This window comes from Aeromonas caviae, assembly GCF_000819785.1.
Lineage (GTDB): Bacteria > Pseudomonadota > Gammaproteobacteria > Enterobacterales > Aeromonadaceae > Aeromonas > Aeromonas caviae.
This window is the reverse complement of sequence record NZ_CDBK01000041.1, coordinates 33,628-48,825: the sequence shown is the minus strand read 5'-3', so window position 1 is coordinate 48,825 and position 15,198 is coordinate 33,628. Positions and strand designations below refer to the sequence as shown.

The following is a 15,198-nucleotide window of genomic DNA, read 5'->3' as shown; positions in this document are numbered from 1 at the left end:
CGCCCCTCTCGGGGCGGCCCGGCAAACCATCAACGCAGCAGGGAAGTCACCATGCCGGTCATCTGGTTGGAGTTGGACAGCACGGACATGCCAGCCTGCATCAGCATCTGGTTCTTGGTCATGTTGGTGCTCTCCTGGGCGAAGTCGGCATCCATGATGCGGCCGTTCGCCATGTCGGTGTTCTCTTTCATGTTGGAGAGGTTGTTGACGGTGTGCTCCAGACGGTTGATGTTGGCACCGAACTGGGAACGGGCGGTACCGATTGCGCCCAGAGCAGTCTCCATCTTGGTGATCTGCGCATTGAAGTCAGTGGAAGCCAGAGCGGTGGCATCGGCGGTGGACAGGTCGGAGGTCGCCGTGGTGATAGCGGTGTTGACGGCCTTGACGTTGGTGTCGGCCTTGACGTCCAGCTTCTCGGCGGCAGTACCACCGATCTGGAAAGTCACAGTACCGGCTTCGAACTTGCCACCAGCGCCGATCAGAGCCTCACCACCGAAACGGGTGTTATCGCTGATGTTCTTCAGCTCGGCGGTCAGTTCCTTCATTTCGGTGCCCATGGCCAGACGGTCTTCCGCGCTCGCAGTGCCGTTGGCGCCCTGAGTGGCCAGGTCTTTCATACGCTGAACGATGTTGGTCATCTCGTCCATGGCACCTTCGGCGGTCTGCATCATGGAGACGGCGTCCTGGGCGTTGCGCATGCCGACCTTCTGGCCGTTGGACTGGGCTTGCAGGCGGGTGGCCATCTGCAGACCGGCGGCATCATCGGCGGCGGAGTTGATGCGAAGACCGGTACCCAGGCGCTGCATGGCGGTGCCCAGCATCTTGTTGGTGTTGTTCAGCTGGTTCTGAGTGGTCAGAGAAGCGAAGTTGGTATGAATGGACAAACCCATGATCTATTCCTCGAAGAAGGCTGCTACCGCAGCGGATAACCCTACGAACAAGAGAAGCGACAGGTGCGAGGCAAGACTTGAGCTGCGGGTGAAAAATATGATGAAAAAAGAGGGCGCGGGAGGAGCTGGGAGGGGAAACGGGAAAAAGGCACCCACCAGGGGATGGGTGCCACCAGCATCAACGCAGCAGGGAAGTCACCATGCCGGTCATCTGGTTGGAGTTGGACAGCACGGACATGCCAGCCTGCATCAGCATCTGGTTCTTGGTCATGTTGGTGCTCTCCTGGGCGAAGTCGGCATCCATGATGCGACCGTTCGCCATGTCGGTGTTCTCTTTCATGTTGGAGAGGTTGTTGACGGTGTGCTCCAGACGGTTGATGTTGGCACCGAAGGAAGAACGGACAGCACCAATTTGATCAAGCAGGTCACTTGTGGCGGTAATCGCGTCACTGGCTTTGGCTTGATCACCAATACCCGCGACAATCTCTGCGCCTGCAATACCACTAGTTGCGGTAGTGCCAGTAAGGTCCTTCATCGCGGTAGCTACATCAACCTTCAATGTTTCAGTACTAGAGCCACCAATCTGGAAAGTCACACCAGCGGCAGCCTCGAACGACCCGCCTTTCAACAACTTCTGGCCACCAAAGCTGGTGTTGTTAACAATATTACCCAGCTCCTTGGTCAGTTCGCCGAACTCGGCGTTCAGGGCGGTATAGTCATCGGCGCTGGTAGTGCCGTTGGCACCCTGGGTCGCCAGGTCCTTCATGCGCTGAACGATGTTGGTCATCTCATCCATGGCGCCTTCTGCGGTCTGCATCATGGAGATGGCATCCTGGGCGTTGCGCATACCGACCTTCTGGCCGTTGGACTGGGCTTGCAGGCGGGTAGCCATCTGCAGACCGGCTGCGTCGTCGGCGGCGGAGTTGATGCGAAGGCCGGTGCCCAGGCGCTGCATGGCAGTGCCCAACATCTTGTTGGTGTTGTTCAGCTGGTTCTGGGTGGTCAGGGAGGCGAAGTTGGTATGGATGGACAAGCCCATGATGTATTCCTCGAGTTAAACGCTGCACAGCAGCCCGTTAGGTTGACATCAGATAGAGACGACCCCTTTCGCGCAGAAATGTAATCTTCCCTCCGCATATTTTTCTTCTGGCCCCCTCCCGGGCATTCCGGTATCCCGGGTGCTCGCCGCCTCCCCCATCCGGCATGCTTATTGCTTTTAAAACGTCCTCTCTCACTACCGGATGGCGACATGGCTGCTTCGCTCTACACACCGCATTTCGTTCAACATTTCCAGTGCATCGGCGATCGCTGCGAGGACAACTGCTGCCACAGCTGGACCATCAGCATCGACAAGCAGACCTTCCGCAGCTATGAACGCCACCCCGACCCCACGGTCAAGTCCCTGAGCAAGCTGCACATCATCAAGGTGAAGCAGAGCAACGAGCGCTGGGGGGAGATAAAGCTCGACGAACAGGGCGCCTGCCCCTTCCTCGATGAAAACCGCCTGTGCCAGATCCACAGCAAGGCGGGTCCGGATGCCCTGAGTCACACCTGCAAGACCTACCCCAGAGCCCAGACCCGCATCGGCAACCAGCTCAAGAGGTCCCTGATGCTCTCCTGCCCCCAGGTATGCCGCCAGTTGTTGCTTGACCCCCTGGCGATGCAGACCGAGGTCTCCGAGCTCACCCAGCCCCTGCCCTTCGCTCCGCCCCCCTCCAACGCCATGGCGACGTTGCACAGCCTGAGCATTCACGTGCTGGCCGCCACGGATATCCCCGTGGCAATTCGGCTATGGCTGGTCGGCATGCTGATCCATCGGGATCCTGCGCAACTCTCCCACGAGGCCTTCCTCGATCAGGTGGCGGTACTGGCCGAACGCGGGGAGCTCAACACCATGTTCGAGCAGTTGCCCGCCCTGCCCAGACTGCAGTGGTGGGGCCTCAGAACCATGACCCACCAGTTGCTGGCCTATTCCCAGGGGAGACGGGGGCGGCAGACCATGCAGGTCTGCCTCGACAAGATCAACGAGGTACTGGAGGGAACCTACGACGAGGACAAGCTTGCACGCCTGCAGCAAGTCTGGCACGACAGGGCCGCCCCCTTCCTGGCCAGCCATCCCCAGATCCTGGACAACTACCTGCTCTACTACGTCTATCACCACAACTTCCCGTTGCAGCAGGGCGACAAGTGCCAGGCCTATCAACTGCTGGTGGTCGACTACTTCCTGCTGCGCAACTACCTCTGCCTGCTGGCCATGGACAAGGAGCTGGACGAGCAGGACGTGGTCAACCTCTTCTACAGCTACCACACCATACGCCAGCACAATGCGAGTTTTATCAAGACCATAGAACAGGGGCTCAACGACTCAGGCTTCGCGTCGGACATCTCCCTGTACGCCCTGCTCAAGCCCTGAGAACAGAAAACCGCCAGCGAGCTGCATGGCGGTTTTCTGTCGTGAACGGGACCTGGCACCCTAGGTGAGCAGCGCCACCACGTTCTGGCGCGAGACGTTGGCCTGGGCAAGCAGGCCGGACATGGTCCCCATGAAGCCCCCTTCCTTGAGCTGGAGGCTGAGCTTGCCCTGCAACTGGACCAGCTCCTCCTGCTGCAGGTTCTGGCTGCGAGACTTCACCCGATCGAGCTGCTTCACCATCCTCTGGCGAAACTGCTTGAGCTCGCGCACCGACTGCTCTATCTCCCCGAGCAGTCGCTTCAGCCGTTGCTGTTCCTGTTTGATCTCCCCTTTGTCGAGCCCCTCGCCGAGCTGGGTCAACTGCCCCGCCTTTGGCTTGAACTGCACGGGTACCGGGTTCCCGGCGGGAATGCGGATGCCCTCACCGCTCAGCAGCACGGGTTCATCCAGCTTGCGCCTGTGCTGATCCGGCACGCTCAGCTCCAGCTTGCCCAGCTCGTTCAGGCGCGCCTGGATATGCTCCTTGCGCAGTGCGCGATCCAGGCGGGCGGCCGCCTCCGCTTCACTGGCATCGGCGGGCAGCAGCACCTCGACGGCGCTGCTGGTCTGAGGGAAGGAGAAGACGAGACGCTCGGCACTCGCCCTTGGGCTCAGCAGATCGAGCCGCTCCGCGCTGTAGTGCACCCTGCTGTCCGTGGCCGACGCCAGCAGGCGTGGCCTGAGCTCGCTCGTCAGTGGCGCCTGCGGCTGGGTCAGCTTCTCTTCCAGTACCTTGAGACGGGAGACCAGATCCCCGCTCGCCGCCTTCTGCTGGCCGAGCTGCTGCTCCAGGCGCTTCAGCTCGCCCCACACCTGGCTCAGGGCCTGCTCGCCCCCCTGGGCATGGGCGATGCGCTGCTGCGCCGTGCCGATCAGGGCCCAGCGATCCAGCCGGATGACATTGGGCTGGCGTTCATTGCGAGGAGTCTGGGGAGAAGTAGCCTGGGCAGTCGAACGACCTTGCAACCTGGGTTGGGCCGGCGTTTCGGCCACGCTCCCCGGACGGGTTTGTTGAATCTGCATCCTGGCTCCTTAGACAGATTTAGGGCATGTAGTTGAACAGGCTCAGGCCATTCACCTTGGCGAAGGCCTGCTGTTGCACCTGCAGAGCCATCAGCACATGCGCCTGCTGGGTCACGGCCCCCGCGTAGTCGAGGGACTCTATCTGATTGCTCACTTCCTTGCTATAGGTGCTCTTCTCGGCATGACCCTCGTCCACCTGATCCAGCAGATTGATGCGTGCCCCTATGGTGCTCACCATCTGGCTGATGTCATCCTGCAGGGTCTTGCTGCGATCCAGCATGGCTCTGGCCTGATCCGCCGCATCCGGTGCGCCAGCATCGAAGGCCGCCACCATGTCGTCCAGCTGCTTGAAGAAATCCCCGTTCTGGATGAACAGGCTGTCTGCGGTCTGGTTGAGGGACACCGTCACCCCCCGGGCAATCTCCACCTCCCGCACCAGGGCATCCCCCTGATAGAGATAGCCGCCACCCGGCCCCTGGACGATGGGGGTCTTGTCCACCTGGCTGCCGCTGAACAGGCTTGAACCGTTCTCGTTGCGGGCATTGGCGAGATCCAGCAGCCCCTCCTTGATGATGGCCGCCTCGCTGGACACCGCCCGGCGATCGTCCTCGGAGAGGGAACCGTTGGCCGCCGTCTGGGTCAGCTCCCGCAACCGGCTCAGCATGTTGGTCATGGTCTCGAACTGCAGCTCCCCCTGGGATAGCTGGCTCTTGGCATTGGCGATGTTCTTCTGGTACTGGGCCATGGCCACCTGCTCTTTCTTCAGACCGAGCAGTTGCACGCTGCCCACGGGATCGTCCGAAGGCTGCAGGATCCGCTTGTTGGAGGAGATCTGGCGATCCAGCCGGGCGTAGTCGCCAAAGCCCCGCTGCAGGTTGTCGAGCATGCTGAGCTGGATCTGGTTGGTGCTGATGCGCATGCGGACTCCGTCAGAACATGTTGAGAATGGAATTGAAGAGTTGATCCGAGGTGCTGATCACCTTGGCATTGGCCTGATACGCCTTGGTGTAGGCCATCACCTTGACCCCTTCCTCATCGAGGTTGACGCCGCTCACGCTGCTGAGCTTGGTGGCGAGCTGTTTCTCCATGTTGGCATCGGCCTCCATGGTCGCCTTGGCCTGACCGCTCTGCACCGCCATCTTGCCAAGCAGGGCGCTGTAGGCATCGTACTGATCATCCTTGATGGTCAGCAGCTCCTGCAGGTTGCGGTTGTCGCCGTTGCCGCCCCCCGCCTTGGCGAAGGCGAGGTGATCCCCGGTAAAGCCGTCGGCCACCTTGAGGGTGCCGGAGGGATTGAGGGGGTCGTAGCTGAACAGGGGTTTGCCGGGATCGCCGTTCAGATCGACGCCACCCGCCTGCTTGGCGTTGAAGTCATCCGCCAGCTTCTTCGCGATCTGGTTCAGCTCGTCGCGCAGGGGGCGCAGCACTGTGGTGCGATATTCCAGCACGCCCGCCAGGGTGCCGCCCTGAAGTCTGGGGACCTCGAAGGATTGCGGCCCGAAGCTCAGGCTCAGGGTGTCGCCGGCCAGAGAGAGGGTGCTGCTGCTGCCGGCCAGCACCAGGGGCTGGCCCTGGGGCAGGCTCAGGGAGAAGGAGCCGTCGCTCTGACGATTGACCCGCACCTCCATGAAGGTCGACAGCTCGCGCACTATCTGCTCGCGGCTGTCTTCCAGCGCCGAGGTGTTGACCCCTTTGGAAGCCTGCTCGCCGATCTGGGTGTTGAGCTCCGCCACCTGCTTGAGATAGCTGTTCACCTGGGTAATGGTGCTGCCCAACTGATCGTCGATCTGCTTCTCCTGGGTCAGCAGGCTCTCGTTCAACTGGCCGAAGCGGTTGGCCAGGGCACCGGCCGAGCTGACGATCTGGCTGCGCTGCGCCGGTGTTTCCGGGCTGTCGAGGGCGGCGCTCAGGGACGCAAAGAAACTGTCCAGCCCCTTGGTGATGTTCATCGACTCGCTGCCGAGCAACTGCTCCGTCGTATTGATGTACTGGTGAAACGCATAGGAGGAGCCGGTCGCGGAGCGGCTGCGCCAGTGCTGGGAGACCAGATAGTCATCGGTGATCCTGCGAACCCCGGTCACCTCGACCCCCATGCCGTTGTCCATCCGGCCAAAGCCCGACAGGCTGCCCATCATGGCCTCCTGGCGGCTGTACCCGATGGTATTGACGTTGGCGATATTCTGGGCAGAGATGTTCAATGCGATCTGCGATGCATTGAGTCCGCTAAAACCGATACTGAGCAGCGACATCAGTCAACTTTCCTCATTTTTGCCGAATTCAGAGGCTGACTGAAGGCAGCCAGGGTCTGGGAGTCTGAAGCGACCACCGGCTCGGCATTCTTTAATGTGGGGGCCAGTTGATTGACCATCTGCTCCTTGAGCCCCATGCCGCCGCGCTTGACCAGGCTCATCGCGAGCTGGCTGTCGTACATGTCGCGGTAGAGGGACTCCCCCTTGATAAGCCTGTCCTCTTCATCCTGCATGGCGTCGGACGCCGAACGCATGTGCTTGAGCACCGTCTGCAGGAAGCTCACCTCGAACTGGCCGGCCGCCGCCTCCAGGGCCGCGCGCTGATCCGGGTTGCTCTTTATCTGCTGCAGTTCATTGAGATCCTGATAGAAACCAGGCTCCGAGGTAATTCTGGTCATAGAGATCCTTAGATGACCACCAGCTCGCCTTCGAGGGCTCCCGCCTCGTCGAGGGCTTGCAGGATGGCCATGACATCATCCGGGGTCGCCCCCAGGGAATTCACCGCCTTGACGATCACCTCCAGGGAGGTGCCATCCGGCCAGACAAACATGTTGTTGCGCTCCCGGTCAACCTGGATCTGGGAGTTGGGCGTCGTGGTGGTCCGCCCGTTGGAGAAGGCATTGGGCTGGCTCACCGTCTGGCTCTCACCTATGGTGACCGTCAGGCTGCCATGGCTGACCGCCGCCTTGTGCACCTTGACCCCCTGCCCCATGACCACGGTGCCGGTACGGCTGTTGAAAACGACTCGCGGCCGCTCCTTGCCCATGTCCACCTGGATGTCCTGCAACAGGGCCATGAAGGAGATCCGCTGGCTCTCATCGCGGGGGGCCGCAATCTGGATGCGACCGGCGCTGACCGCCTTGGCCACGGGACCGAGCTGGCGGTTGATCTCCCGTTCCACGTTGCGGGCCGTCTTGAAGTTGGGCTGGTGCAGGTTGAGCGTCACTTCCGGCTTGTCCGAGAAGTTGCTGGCCACCTCCCGCTCGATGATGGCACCGTTCGGGATGATGCCGGCCGTCGGCACGTTGATGGTCACGGAGGAGCCGGATTGCCCCTCCGCCTTGACCCCGGCCACCACCAGGTTGCCCTGGGCGACCGCATAGACTTCACCGTCGATGCCGCGCAGGGGAGTGAGCAGCAGCGAGCCGCCTCTCAGGCTCTTGGCATCGCCGATGGAGGTCACGGTCACGTCCATCTGCTGACCCTTGCCGGCGAGGGCGGGCAGCGTCGCCTGCACGGAGACGGCAGCCACGTTCTTGAGCTTGGGATCGATGTCATCGGGCAGTTGTACCCCGAACTGCTTGAGCATGTTGGTCATGGACTGGCCGGTGAATTTGACCTGGCTGCGATCCCCGGTACCGGAGAGGCCGACCACCAGGCCATAGCCCACCAGCTGGTTGGCTCTCATCCCCTGCACGTCGGCAATGTCCAGCAGGGCCCGTTTGGCGGGGGCAGCGGCGCCGGCTACGCCCGACAGCGCCAGGCAGAGCAGGGCGATATACCATCTGTTCATCGAAATCCTCACAAGGGGGAGAAGGCGGAACTGAAGAAGCGCGACAGCCAGCCCATCTGGTTGCTGTCGGCCAGGGCGCCGCGACCGGCATAGGTGATGCGGGCATCGGCGATGCGCTGGGACGAGATGCGGTTGCTCTGGTCGATGTCCTCGACCCGCACCATGCCCCCCAGACGGATGTACTCATCCCCCTGGTTGAGGCGGATCCACTTCTCCCCCCGGATCCCCAGCACCCCGTTGGGCATCACTTCGGCCACGGTGACCGTGATGGCCCCCGCCAGGGTATTCTGCTGGCTGGAGGTCGCCCCGCCGTCGAAGTCGCGATCCGCCTTGATAGAGGCACTCCAGTCCGGTCGGGAAACACCGCCGATGGAAGGCACAGGCACGCTCAGATTGCTGTTCTTGTTCATGCTGGTGTTGGCCTTCTTGCTGGACTGGGTGCGCTCCTCCAGCATGACGGTCAGGATGTCGCCGACCCGGTAGGCACGGCGATCCTGGAACAGGGTCATCATGTAGTCGTTACGGTAGAGGCTGCCATCCTCCCCCACCCCGGCTTTCGTCAGCTCGGAGCGGGAAGGGGCCCACTTCTCGTCACCGGGCTCGGGGGCCTGCAACTCATAGGTGGAGCAGCCCCCCAGCAGCAGGGCGAGCACGACGCAATACCACACCGGCTTCATCATCACAGCGCCTGGGCCACGAACTTGAGCATCTGATCGGCGGAGGAGACCACCTTGGCATTCATCTCGTAGGCGCGCTGGGTGGTGATCATGTCCACCATCTCTTCCACCACGTTCACGTTGGAACTCTCCAGGGTGAACTGCTTGATGGCCCCCATGGCCTCTTCACCCGGGACCCCTTCGATGGCTTCACCGGAGGCACCGGTCGCCCGGTAGAGGTTGCCCCCCAGGGCTTCCAGACCGGCCGGGTTGGAGAAGTTGGTCAGGGTGATGCGCCCCAGCTCCACGTTCTCCTGCTGTCCCGGCAGGGTGGCGCTCACGGTGCCGTCGGTGCCGATGGCGATCTTGGTCGCGTTGTCCGGGATCTGGATCTGCGGCAGCATGGGCAGGCCGTCGGCATTGACCAGCAGCCCTTCCGCATTGCGGTGCCATTGACCGTTGCGGGTATAGGCCGTCTCGCCATCCGGGCGCTCGACGCTGAAGAAGCCGGCCCCCACCACCGCCATGTCCAGCTCCTGGTTGGTGTTCTGGAACTGCCCTGGCGTGAATACCTTCTGGGTGCCGACCACCCGCACACCATTACCCATCTGGATTCCGATGGGGGACAGGTTCTGCTGATCCTGCTGGGCACCGGGCTGGCGCTGAACCTGATAGAACAGATCCTCGAACGCCACCCGATCCCGCTTGAAACCGACCGTGTTGACGTTGGCCAGGTTGTTGGAAATGCTGGCCATCTTGGCATCCTGTGCCGACAGACCCGTCTTGCTCACCCACAGCGCTGCATGCATCTTCGTTTCTCCACCTGATTCGTTCGAACGGGGTGCATCCCGTCAGTATTCATTCCCGGCCGCCATGGCCGACCGTCAGCCCTGGCCAGAGATCAGCCTGGCACCCTGCCTGGCCTGCTCGTCCGCCGTCTTCATCAACTTGACCTGCAACTCGAAATTGCGGGTCAGGGACATGCTGCCGATCAGCTCGTCCACCGCGTTCACGTTGGCCCCCTCGAGGAAACCGGACGCCAGCACCACCTGCTCGCTGATCTCCGCATCCCCGCCCTGGCGCTGGCGGAACAGGCCGTCAGCCCCCTTAACCAGCTCGGCCGGATCCGGGTTCACCAGCTTGAGCCGGCCCACGTCCAGACGGGCGCCGCCCCCCGGCGGGGTGATGCTGAGGGAGCCATCCTTGCCAAAGCTCAGATCCCGATAGGCGGGCAGTACCATCTCGCCGCCATCCCCAAGCACGGGACGGCCGTTGAGGGTCAGTAACCCCTCCCCGTCCACCTCCAGGTTGCCGGCACGGGTGTAGGCCTCCTTGCCGTCTGCGGTCTGCACGGTGAGAAAACCGTCGCCGCGGATCGCCACGTCCAGCTTGCGGCCGGTCTGCATCAGGGCGCCCGCCCGAAAGTCGGTTCCCGCCTGCTCTTCCCTGGCCATGACCCGGCTCTGGTAGCCATCGCCGGTCAGGGCATAGGCGGACGCCCGCTCGAAGTCGGCACGAAAACCGGCGGTATTCACGTTGGCCAGGTTGTTGGCCCGGATCTGCTGGGCCATGAGGGTGTGTTGCGCCCCCGACATGGCGGTATAGATAAGCTTTTCCACGGATCACGCCTTAGAAGGAGTTGAACAGGACCTGGGTCATCTTGTCCGCCGAGCTGATGGTCTTGGCGTTGGCCTGGTAGTTGCGCTGGGAGGTCATCAGGCTGACCAGCTCTCCGGTCAAGTCGACGTTGGATGCCTCGTAGGCGCCCGCCGTCAGGCCGCCCAGGGTCCCGCTACCCGGCGCTCCCAGCACGGGCTGGCCCGAGCTGAACGACTGCTGCCAGGTGGTGTTGTTGGCTTGCAGCAGGCCCTGGGGATTGGCGAAGTTCGCCATCACCACCTGGCCCTGGAGCAGGCTCTGGCCGTTGGTGAAGGTGGCGTAGACGCCGCCGTCCGCATCCACCCTGACCCCGGACAGATCCCCGGCGGTATAGCCGTTGGATTGGTTGCGCGTGGCGTTGAAATCGGAGGCGTACTGGCTGACCCGGGCCAGATCGGCGGTGAGGGTGATGGGCTCGGCACCGGCGGGGGCCAGGTTCAGCACGGGGGCCGTGGTCGGCGACTTCAGGGTGCCGTTGGTGTTGAACTCCATGGTCACCGGCGCACCGGTCTGGGTCCCGTTGAAGGCATAGTTGACCTGCCAGGTGTTCTCGCCGGTCTTCACGAAATACTGGGTGACGGTGTGCTCGACCCCGAGAGAGTCATACACCTTGCTGGACTGGGAGTAGCTGAAGCTGTCCGCCTTGGCGGGATCGAATGGGTGCAGCCCCTGGTCGATGACGCTGGCGTCCGCCTTGAGGTTCGCCACGAACTCCAGGGTGTCGGACGGCTTGGCCGCCAGGCTGCCCGCCTTGACCTGAATGTCACCCACCACGCCGGATTGCAGCTCACCCGCATCATTGGTCACATAACCCTGCAGACGGTTGCCGCTGGCGGTGATCAGGTAGTTGCTGGCATCACGCTGGAACAGGCCGGCCCGGGTATAGGAGGTCTGACCGTTGTCATCCTTGAGCACGAAGAAGCCGTTGCCGGAGATGGCCAGATCCAGGCCCCGCCCGGTACGGGTCACATCCCCGTTGCGATCGAAGTTCTGGGAGACGTTGCTCATCTCCACGCCGCCGGCCTGGCCGCCACCGTAGATGGCGGCAAACTCGGCACGGCTGGACTTGAAACCGGCGGTGCTGGCGTTGGCCACGTTGTTGCTGATGACGCTCAATTCCTGGTTGACGGCGCGCAGGCCACTCAGTCCGATATTAAAAGACATGTTTCGCTCCTATCTGGTTACGCCGACTTGCCAAACTGGACGGCGCTGAACAGGGGAACCTCCCCCACGCCTGCCACTTGCAGCATGATCTCGCCCGTGCCCGGCAAGCTGACGCGCTCCACCTGGCTGGCTACATAATTGCGGGTGGTGGTGGCGACTCCCCCCAGGGAAGCCTTCACCTCGAAGCTGTATTCGCCAGCGGGCAGCACCGGCAATTCGTAATCCAGCGCCCCCGCCTTGCTCTCGCCCCAGTTCTTGGTGGCGACCAGGGTGCCGTGCTTGTCATAGACCTTGAGCTCGACCGTGTCGGCCGCGCCGCCCAGCTCCACCTGACCGCGGATCGCCTTCTCCTGCTCCTGGCCAAGGGTCTGGCTCGGCACCATCACTTCCTTGTCGATGAGATCCGTGCTCTGGAGCACCTGCTGGGTGTCCATCATGTTGATGGACTTCTGCTGCAGCACTTTCAGGCTCTCGACCCCTTCCACCATGCTGAACTGGGCCAGCTGGGTAACGTACTGGGCACCATCAAGGGGGTTGGTGGGATCCTGGTTCTGGATCTGGGCCACCATCATCTGGAGGAATTCGTTGCGAAGCTGGACCCCCTGCCCCTCGGAAGTACCGTTGGCGGCGATCTCAGGGGTGGCGGCGCGCTGGCTGGCGCTGCGGGCGGTATCCAGGCTGCTGACTTGAGGCAGGCTCATTTACACCCCCTGACCAAGACGCAGCAGCCCTTGCTGCATACTGTTGATGCGGTTGATCACCTCGACCGAGGTCTCGAATCCCCGGGAGGCGCTCATCATGTCCGCCATCTCTTCCACCGCGTTGACGTTGGAGTAGTAAACGAAGCCATCCCCGTCGGCCAGGGGATTGGTCGGCTCCAGACGTTTCTCCACCTGGCGGTCAGACTGGACGATACCGGCGATCTGCACCTGGGCTGCCCCCAGCCCCTCGGCCTCCTGCACCCGCTGATAGAGGGTGGAGAAGACGGGCTTGATGGCGCGGAAGGCGGCCTCTTCGCTGCCAGCGGCGCTGTCGACGTTGGCGAGGTTGGAAGCCACGGTGTCAAGGCGGACGGTCTGCGCCCGCATGGCGCTGCCGGCGATGTCATAGATGCGATTGAACGACATGATTAACGGCCCTCGATCGCCTTGGCGATCCCGGTGATTTTCATATTCAGGAAGGTGAGACTGGTCTGGAAGTCGGTGGCATTGCTGGCAAACTTGCTCTGCTCCACGCTGAGCTCTGCGGTGTTGCCATCCATGGAGACCTGATAGGGTATGCGGTAGAGGGGATGTTGCATGTCATTGCCCATGGTGCCCTCGCTGATGGTGCTGCCCGGCTCTCCTGCCTCCACCTGCCGGGCGACCCGGCCGAGGATGGCCTTGTAATCCACATCCCGTGCCAGATAGCCCGGGGTATCCACATTGGCCAAGTTCCCTGCCAGAATACGAGCCCTGTCTGCCCGCACATCGAGGGCATAGGGGTGTACGCCAAGCGCACTGTCAAATGAGATACTCATGCTTCATCCTTCTTGTGAACCAGTCAGACCGGTGCATCCTTTATCAAGACTCATGCCAATCATGAAAAACCGTTGTTTCCGCTGGTCAGGCCATCACCCCTGGCTGACAAGAGTGACAAAAGGGGAAGCATTGTTTCCCATAGGGAAGCGAGCAGGTCTCCTTGCCCTGCTACTCCTGGCACTCCCCTCGTGGGCGGCACCTTCGTCGCTGTCGCAGCAGTTGATCGACGGTCTGAGGGCGGATGCCGAAACGGCACTGGGGGAGTATCTGCGCCAGCAAGGCTGGCCAGAGACCCGGGCCGACTATCAGGTCTGGCTCTCCCCCGCCGTGGCCCACCTGCCGGCATGTCGTCAGGCGGTTCGCTTCCAGGCTGGCGGGCAGTATCGCCAACCCTGGGGGCGGCGCCCCTATCTGGTGGAATGTACCGAGCCCGCCTGGCAGTTGCGGGCCCGGGTGGAGGTCACCCTGATGTTGCCGGTCTGGGTGGCGGCACGGGACATCCCCAAGGGACATGTCATCGCCCCGGAGGATCTGCTGGAGAAATCCCTCGATGCCAGCCGGTTGCAGCGGGGCTTCACCCACAGCTCGCAGCCCCTGGCAGGCAGCAAGAGCCTTCGCCATCTGAGGATGGGGCAACTGGTCGGTGAACTCGATCTGCAACAGGCCTGGGCCGTCCGGGCAGGGGAAGGGGTGCTGATCCGGGCCGGGCAACCGGGCTTTTCCGCCACGACCCGTGGAACGGCCTTGTCAAACGGCGCCATCGGTGAAGGGGTGAGAGTCAGGAATCTCGGCTCCGGCAAAGAGATCCAGGCCTGGGTGGTTGACAAGGGGGAAGTCGAAACCCGCTTTTAGCGCAGAAATGGCGAGTTTGATTCAAGTTCGGCCACCTCAGGGTCGCCTGTCACAAGAGAGACCACCAGGAATTCACGTTATGAAAATCACACGCACCGACCCTGTCTACGTTCAACCCCAGTCTCAGCGCAAGGCGGGAGCCACACCGGCACCTCAGCCCCAGGCCAGCCAGGGGGAAGCCAGGATCAGCGCCACCGCCCAGACCATCAATCAGGCGAGGGTCGAGCTGGCCTCCACCTCTGATGTGGACATGGAGAAGGTCAACCAGATCCGCCAGGCCATCAGCGAGGGTCGGCTCGAACTGGACATGGATGCCCTGAGCCAGGCCATTCTGGACATGCATCGCCGATGAGTCTGCCTCCCAAACAACGGATCCAGCAGTTGATCATCGGCATCCGGCAGGATTGTGGCCGCTACGCCGACCTGCTGCAGTTGCTGCTCAATCAGTACCGTCTGCTGGCAAGCCACGACGTGGCAGGGCTGACGGAACACAACCGGCAACAGACCCGGCTCATGGGCGAGATCCAGCACCAGGTCAGGCTGCGCTGCGAACATCTTCAGGCACTGGGGCTCAAGCCTGACGAACGGGGCATGGCCATCCTCATCGGCAAGCTCCCCTCCCCGCTGCGCCAGCAAGTGGACGAGCAGTGGCAGCGGCTGGAGCAGTTGCTGCTACAGTGCCGCCGCCAGAACGAGCAGAACGGCCGCCTGCTGGCAGGCCAGATAGAGACCATCCACACCCTGCTGGGCCAGGAGTCATCCTATGGCAGGCAGGAACACTTCCCCGACTGACCCTTTACGTTCCCTGCCGGGCACGATGGCCCAATGCGGCGAGTTCGTCGAGCTGCCGCTGCTCACCTGACTCCTGACGCTGACGGGCCGCCAGGGCCCGCTTGTCCAGCAACAGCTCCAGCCCCTTGACCCGACCGAACTGCCTGACGAGCTGCCCCTCGTGATGAGCCAGATCCTGGCTGGCGAGCGCACACTGCTGCAACTGGTGGGTCAGCAGGTGGCGAAGCTGCCCCTGCATCTGCTGCTTGTTCTGCCACAGCAGGGGATGGAAGCTCGACGAGCCCGGATGCATCGTCTCGATGACCTCCTGCAGCCTGAGGGCTCGGTGCTCCTCCTTCATCGCGACCTCGCGCAGACGCTCCCGCTCCTTGCCCATGGCCTCCAGGGCATCCTGCTGCAGACCGAGATAGGATTTCAGCACGCCGCCT

At 62.5% G+C, this 15,198-nt stretch carries 19 protein-coding genes; 4 read left to right on the top strand and 15 right to left on the bottom strand.

The window, feature by feature from the left end:
- Positions 1–29: 29 nt before the first annotated feature.
- The gene (gene lafA, locus BN1120_RS05545; protein WP_042015083.1) at positions 30–890 is read right to left on the bottom strand and encodes a lateral flagellin LafA; all 861 of its coding nucleotides are present in this window, start codon (positions 888–890) and stop codon (positions 30–32) included.
- 178 nt (positions 891–1,068) lie between these two features.
- Positions 1,069–1,929 carry a lateral flagellin LafA gene (lafA, locus tag BN1120_RS05540; RefSeq protein ID WP_042015082.1) on the bottom strand — a complete coding sequence of 287 codons (861 nt, stop codon included), beginning with the start codon at positions 1,927–1,929 and terminating at the stop codon, positions 1,069–1,071.
- 210 nt (positions 1,930–2,139) lie between these two features.
- Here lafA (BN1120_RS05540) and fliB point away from each other — a divergent pair, with 210 nt between their 5' ends.
- Complete coding sequence (gene fliB, locus BN1120_RS05535) at positions 2,140–3,303, top strand: flagellin lysine-N-methylase (RefSeq protein WP_197713269.1); 1,164 nt, start codon at positions 2,140–2,142, stop codon at positions 3,301–3,303.
- A gap of 60 nt (positions 3,304–3,363) precedes the next feature.
- Here fliB and BN1120_RS05530 read toward each other — a convergent pair whose 3' ends face one another.
- The 12 genes from BN1120_RS05530 to lfgB form a co-directional block, all read right to left on the bottom strand.
- Positions 3,364–4,365 (bottom strand): hypothetical protein, encoded by a 1,002-nt coding sequence (locus tag BN1120_RS05530; RefSeq protein ID WP_042015081.1) that lies wholly within the window; start codon positions 4,363–4,365, stop codon positions 3,364–3,366.
- 19 nt (positions 4,366–4,384) lie between these two features.
- Complete coding sequence (lfgL, locus tag BN1120_RS05525; RefSeq protein ID WP_041214013.1) at positions 4,385–5,284, bottom strand: lateral flagellar hook-associated protein LfgL; 900 nt, start codon at positions 5,282–5,284, stop codon at positions 4,385–4,387.
- A 10-nt stretch (positions 5,285–5,294) separates the two neighbouring features.
- The gene (gene lfgK, locus BN1120_RS05520; RefSeq protein ID WP_041211811.1) at positions 5,295–6,614 is read right to left on the bottom strand and encodes a lateral flagellar hook-associated protein LfgK; all 1,320 of its coding nucleotides are present in this window, start codon (positions 6,612–6,614) and stop codon (positions 5,295–5,297) included.
- Positions 6,614–7,012, bottom strand: coding sequence for a rod-binding protein (locus BN1120_RS05515; protein ID WP_041211812.1), 399 nt, complete (start codon positions 7,010–7,012; stop codon positions 6,614–6,616). The genes lfgK and BN1120_RS05515 overlap by 1 nt, the downstream gene beginning before the upstream one ends.
- A gap of 8 nt (positions 7,013–7,020) precedes the next feature.
- Positions 7,021–8,127 (bottom strand): lateral flagellar basal body P-ring FlgIL, encoded by a 1,107-nt coding sequence (gene fgIL, locus BN1120_RS05510; RefSeq protein WP_041214014.1) that lies wholly within the window; start codon positions 8,125–8,127, stop codon positions 7,021–7,023.
- Between the two features lie 8 nt (positions 8,128–8,135).
- A complete protein-coding gene (gene flgH / locus BN1120_RS05505; RefSeq protein ID WP_042015080.1) occupies positions 8,136–8,807 on the bottom strand; it encodes a flagellar basal body L-ring protein FlgH in 672 nt (223 codons plus the stop codon).
- Positions 8,807–9,592 carry a lateral flagellar basal-body rod protein LfgG gene (lfgG, locus tag BN1120_RS05500; RefSeq protein ID WP_042015078.1) on the bottom strand — a complete coding sequence of 262 codons (786 nt, stop codon included), beginning with the start codon at positions 9,590–9,592 and terminating at the stop codon, positions 8,807–8,809. Before lfgG ends, flgH begins: the two co-directional genes overlap by 1 nt.
- 75 nt (positions 9,593–9,667) lie before the next feature.
- Entirely contained in the window at positions 9,668–10,402 is a 735-nt protein-coding gene (gene lfgF, locus BN1120_RS05495) for a lateral flagellar basal-body rod protein LfgF (RefSeq protein ID WP_041214015.1), read from the bottom strand.
- Positions 10,403–10,412: 10 nt separating this feature from the next.
- The gene (gene flgEL / locus BN1120_RS05490; RefSeq protein ID WP_042015077.1) at positions 10,413–11,606 is read right to left on the bottom strand and encodes a lateral flagellar hook protein FlgEL; all 1,194 of its coding nucleotides are present in this window, start codon (positions 11,604–11,606) and stop codon (positions 10,413–10,415) included.
- Between the two features lie 17 nt (positions 11,607–11,623).
- The gene (locus BN1120_RS05485; protein ID WP_042015076.1) at positions 11,624–12,307 is read right to left on the bottom strand and encodes a flagellar hook assembly protein FlgD; all 684 of its coding nucleotides are present in this window, start codon (positions 12,305–12,307) and stop codon (positions 11,624–11,626) included.
- Complete coding sequence (gene flgCL, locus BN1120_RS05480) at positions 12,308–12,733, bottom strand: lateral flagellar basal body rod protein FlgCL (RefSeq protein ID WP_041211819.1); 426 nt, start codon at positions 12,731–12,733, stop codon at positions 12,308–12,310.
- A 2-nt stretch (positions 12,734–12,735) separates the two neighbouring features.
- On the bottom strand, positions 12,736–13,125 hold the full coding sequence (lfgB, locus tag BN1120_RS05475; RefSeq protein ID WP_041211820.1) for a lateral flagellar basal body rod protein LfgB: 390 nt from the start codon (positions 13,123–13,125) through the stop codon (positions 12,736–12,738).
- 61 nt (positions 13,126–13,186) lie between these two features.
- Here lfgB and lfgA point away from each other — a divergent pair, with 61 nt between their 5' ends.
- The 3 genes from lfgA to flgN all read left to right on the top strand — a co-directional run bounded on the left by lfgA (position 13,187) and on the right by flgN (position 14,770).
- Positions 13,187–13,978 (top strand): lateral flagellar basal body P-ring formation protein LfgA, encoded by a 792-nt coding sequence (lfgA, locus tag BN1120_RS05470; RefSeq protein WP_042015074.1) that lies wholly within the window; start codon positions 13,187–13,189, stop codon positions 13,976–13,978.
- Between the two features lie 79 nt (positions 13,979–14,057).
- Positions 14,058–14,330, top strand: a complete 273-nt coding sequence (gene flgM / locus BN1120_RS05465) for a flagellar biosynthesis anti-sigma factor FlgM (RefSeq protein WP_041211822.1) — start codon at positions 14,058–14,060, stop codon at positions 14,328–14,330.
- Positions 14,327–14,770: a flagellar protein FlgN gene (flgN, locus tag BN1120_RS05460; protein WP_042015073.1), complete on the top strand. Its 444-nt coding sequence runs from the start codon at positions 14,327–14,329 to the stop codon at positions 14,768–14,770. The genes flgM and flgN overlap by 4 nt, the downstream gene beginning before the upstream one ends.
- Positions 14,771–14,774: 4 nt before the next feature.
- Here flgN and lfiJ read toward each other — a convergent pair whose 3' ends face one another.
- Positions 14,775–15,191, bottom strand: a complete 417-nt coding sequence (gene lfiJ, locus BN1120_RS05455; RefSeq protein ID WP_042015071.1) for a lateral flagellar protein LfiJ — start codon at positions 15,189–15,191, stop codon at positions 14,775–14,777.
- Between the last annotated feature and the right edge of the window lie 7 nt (positions 15,192–15,198).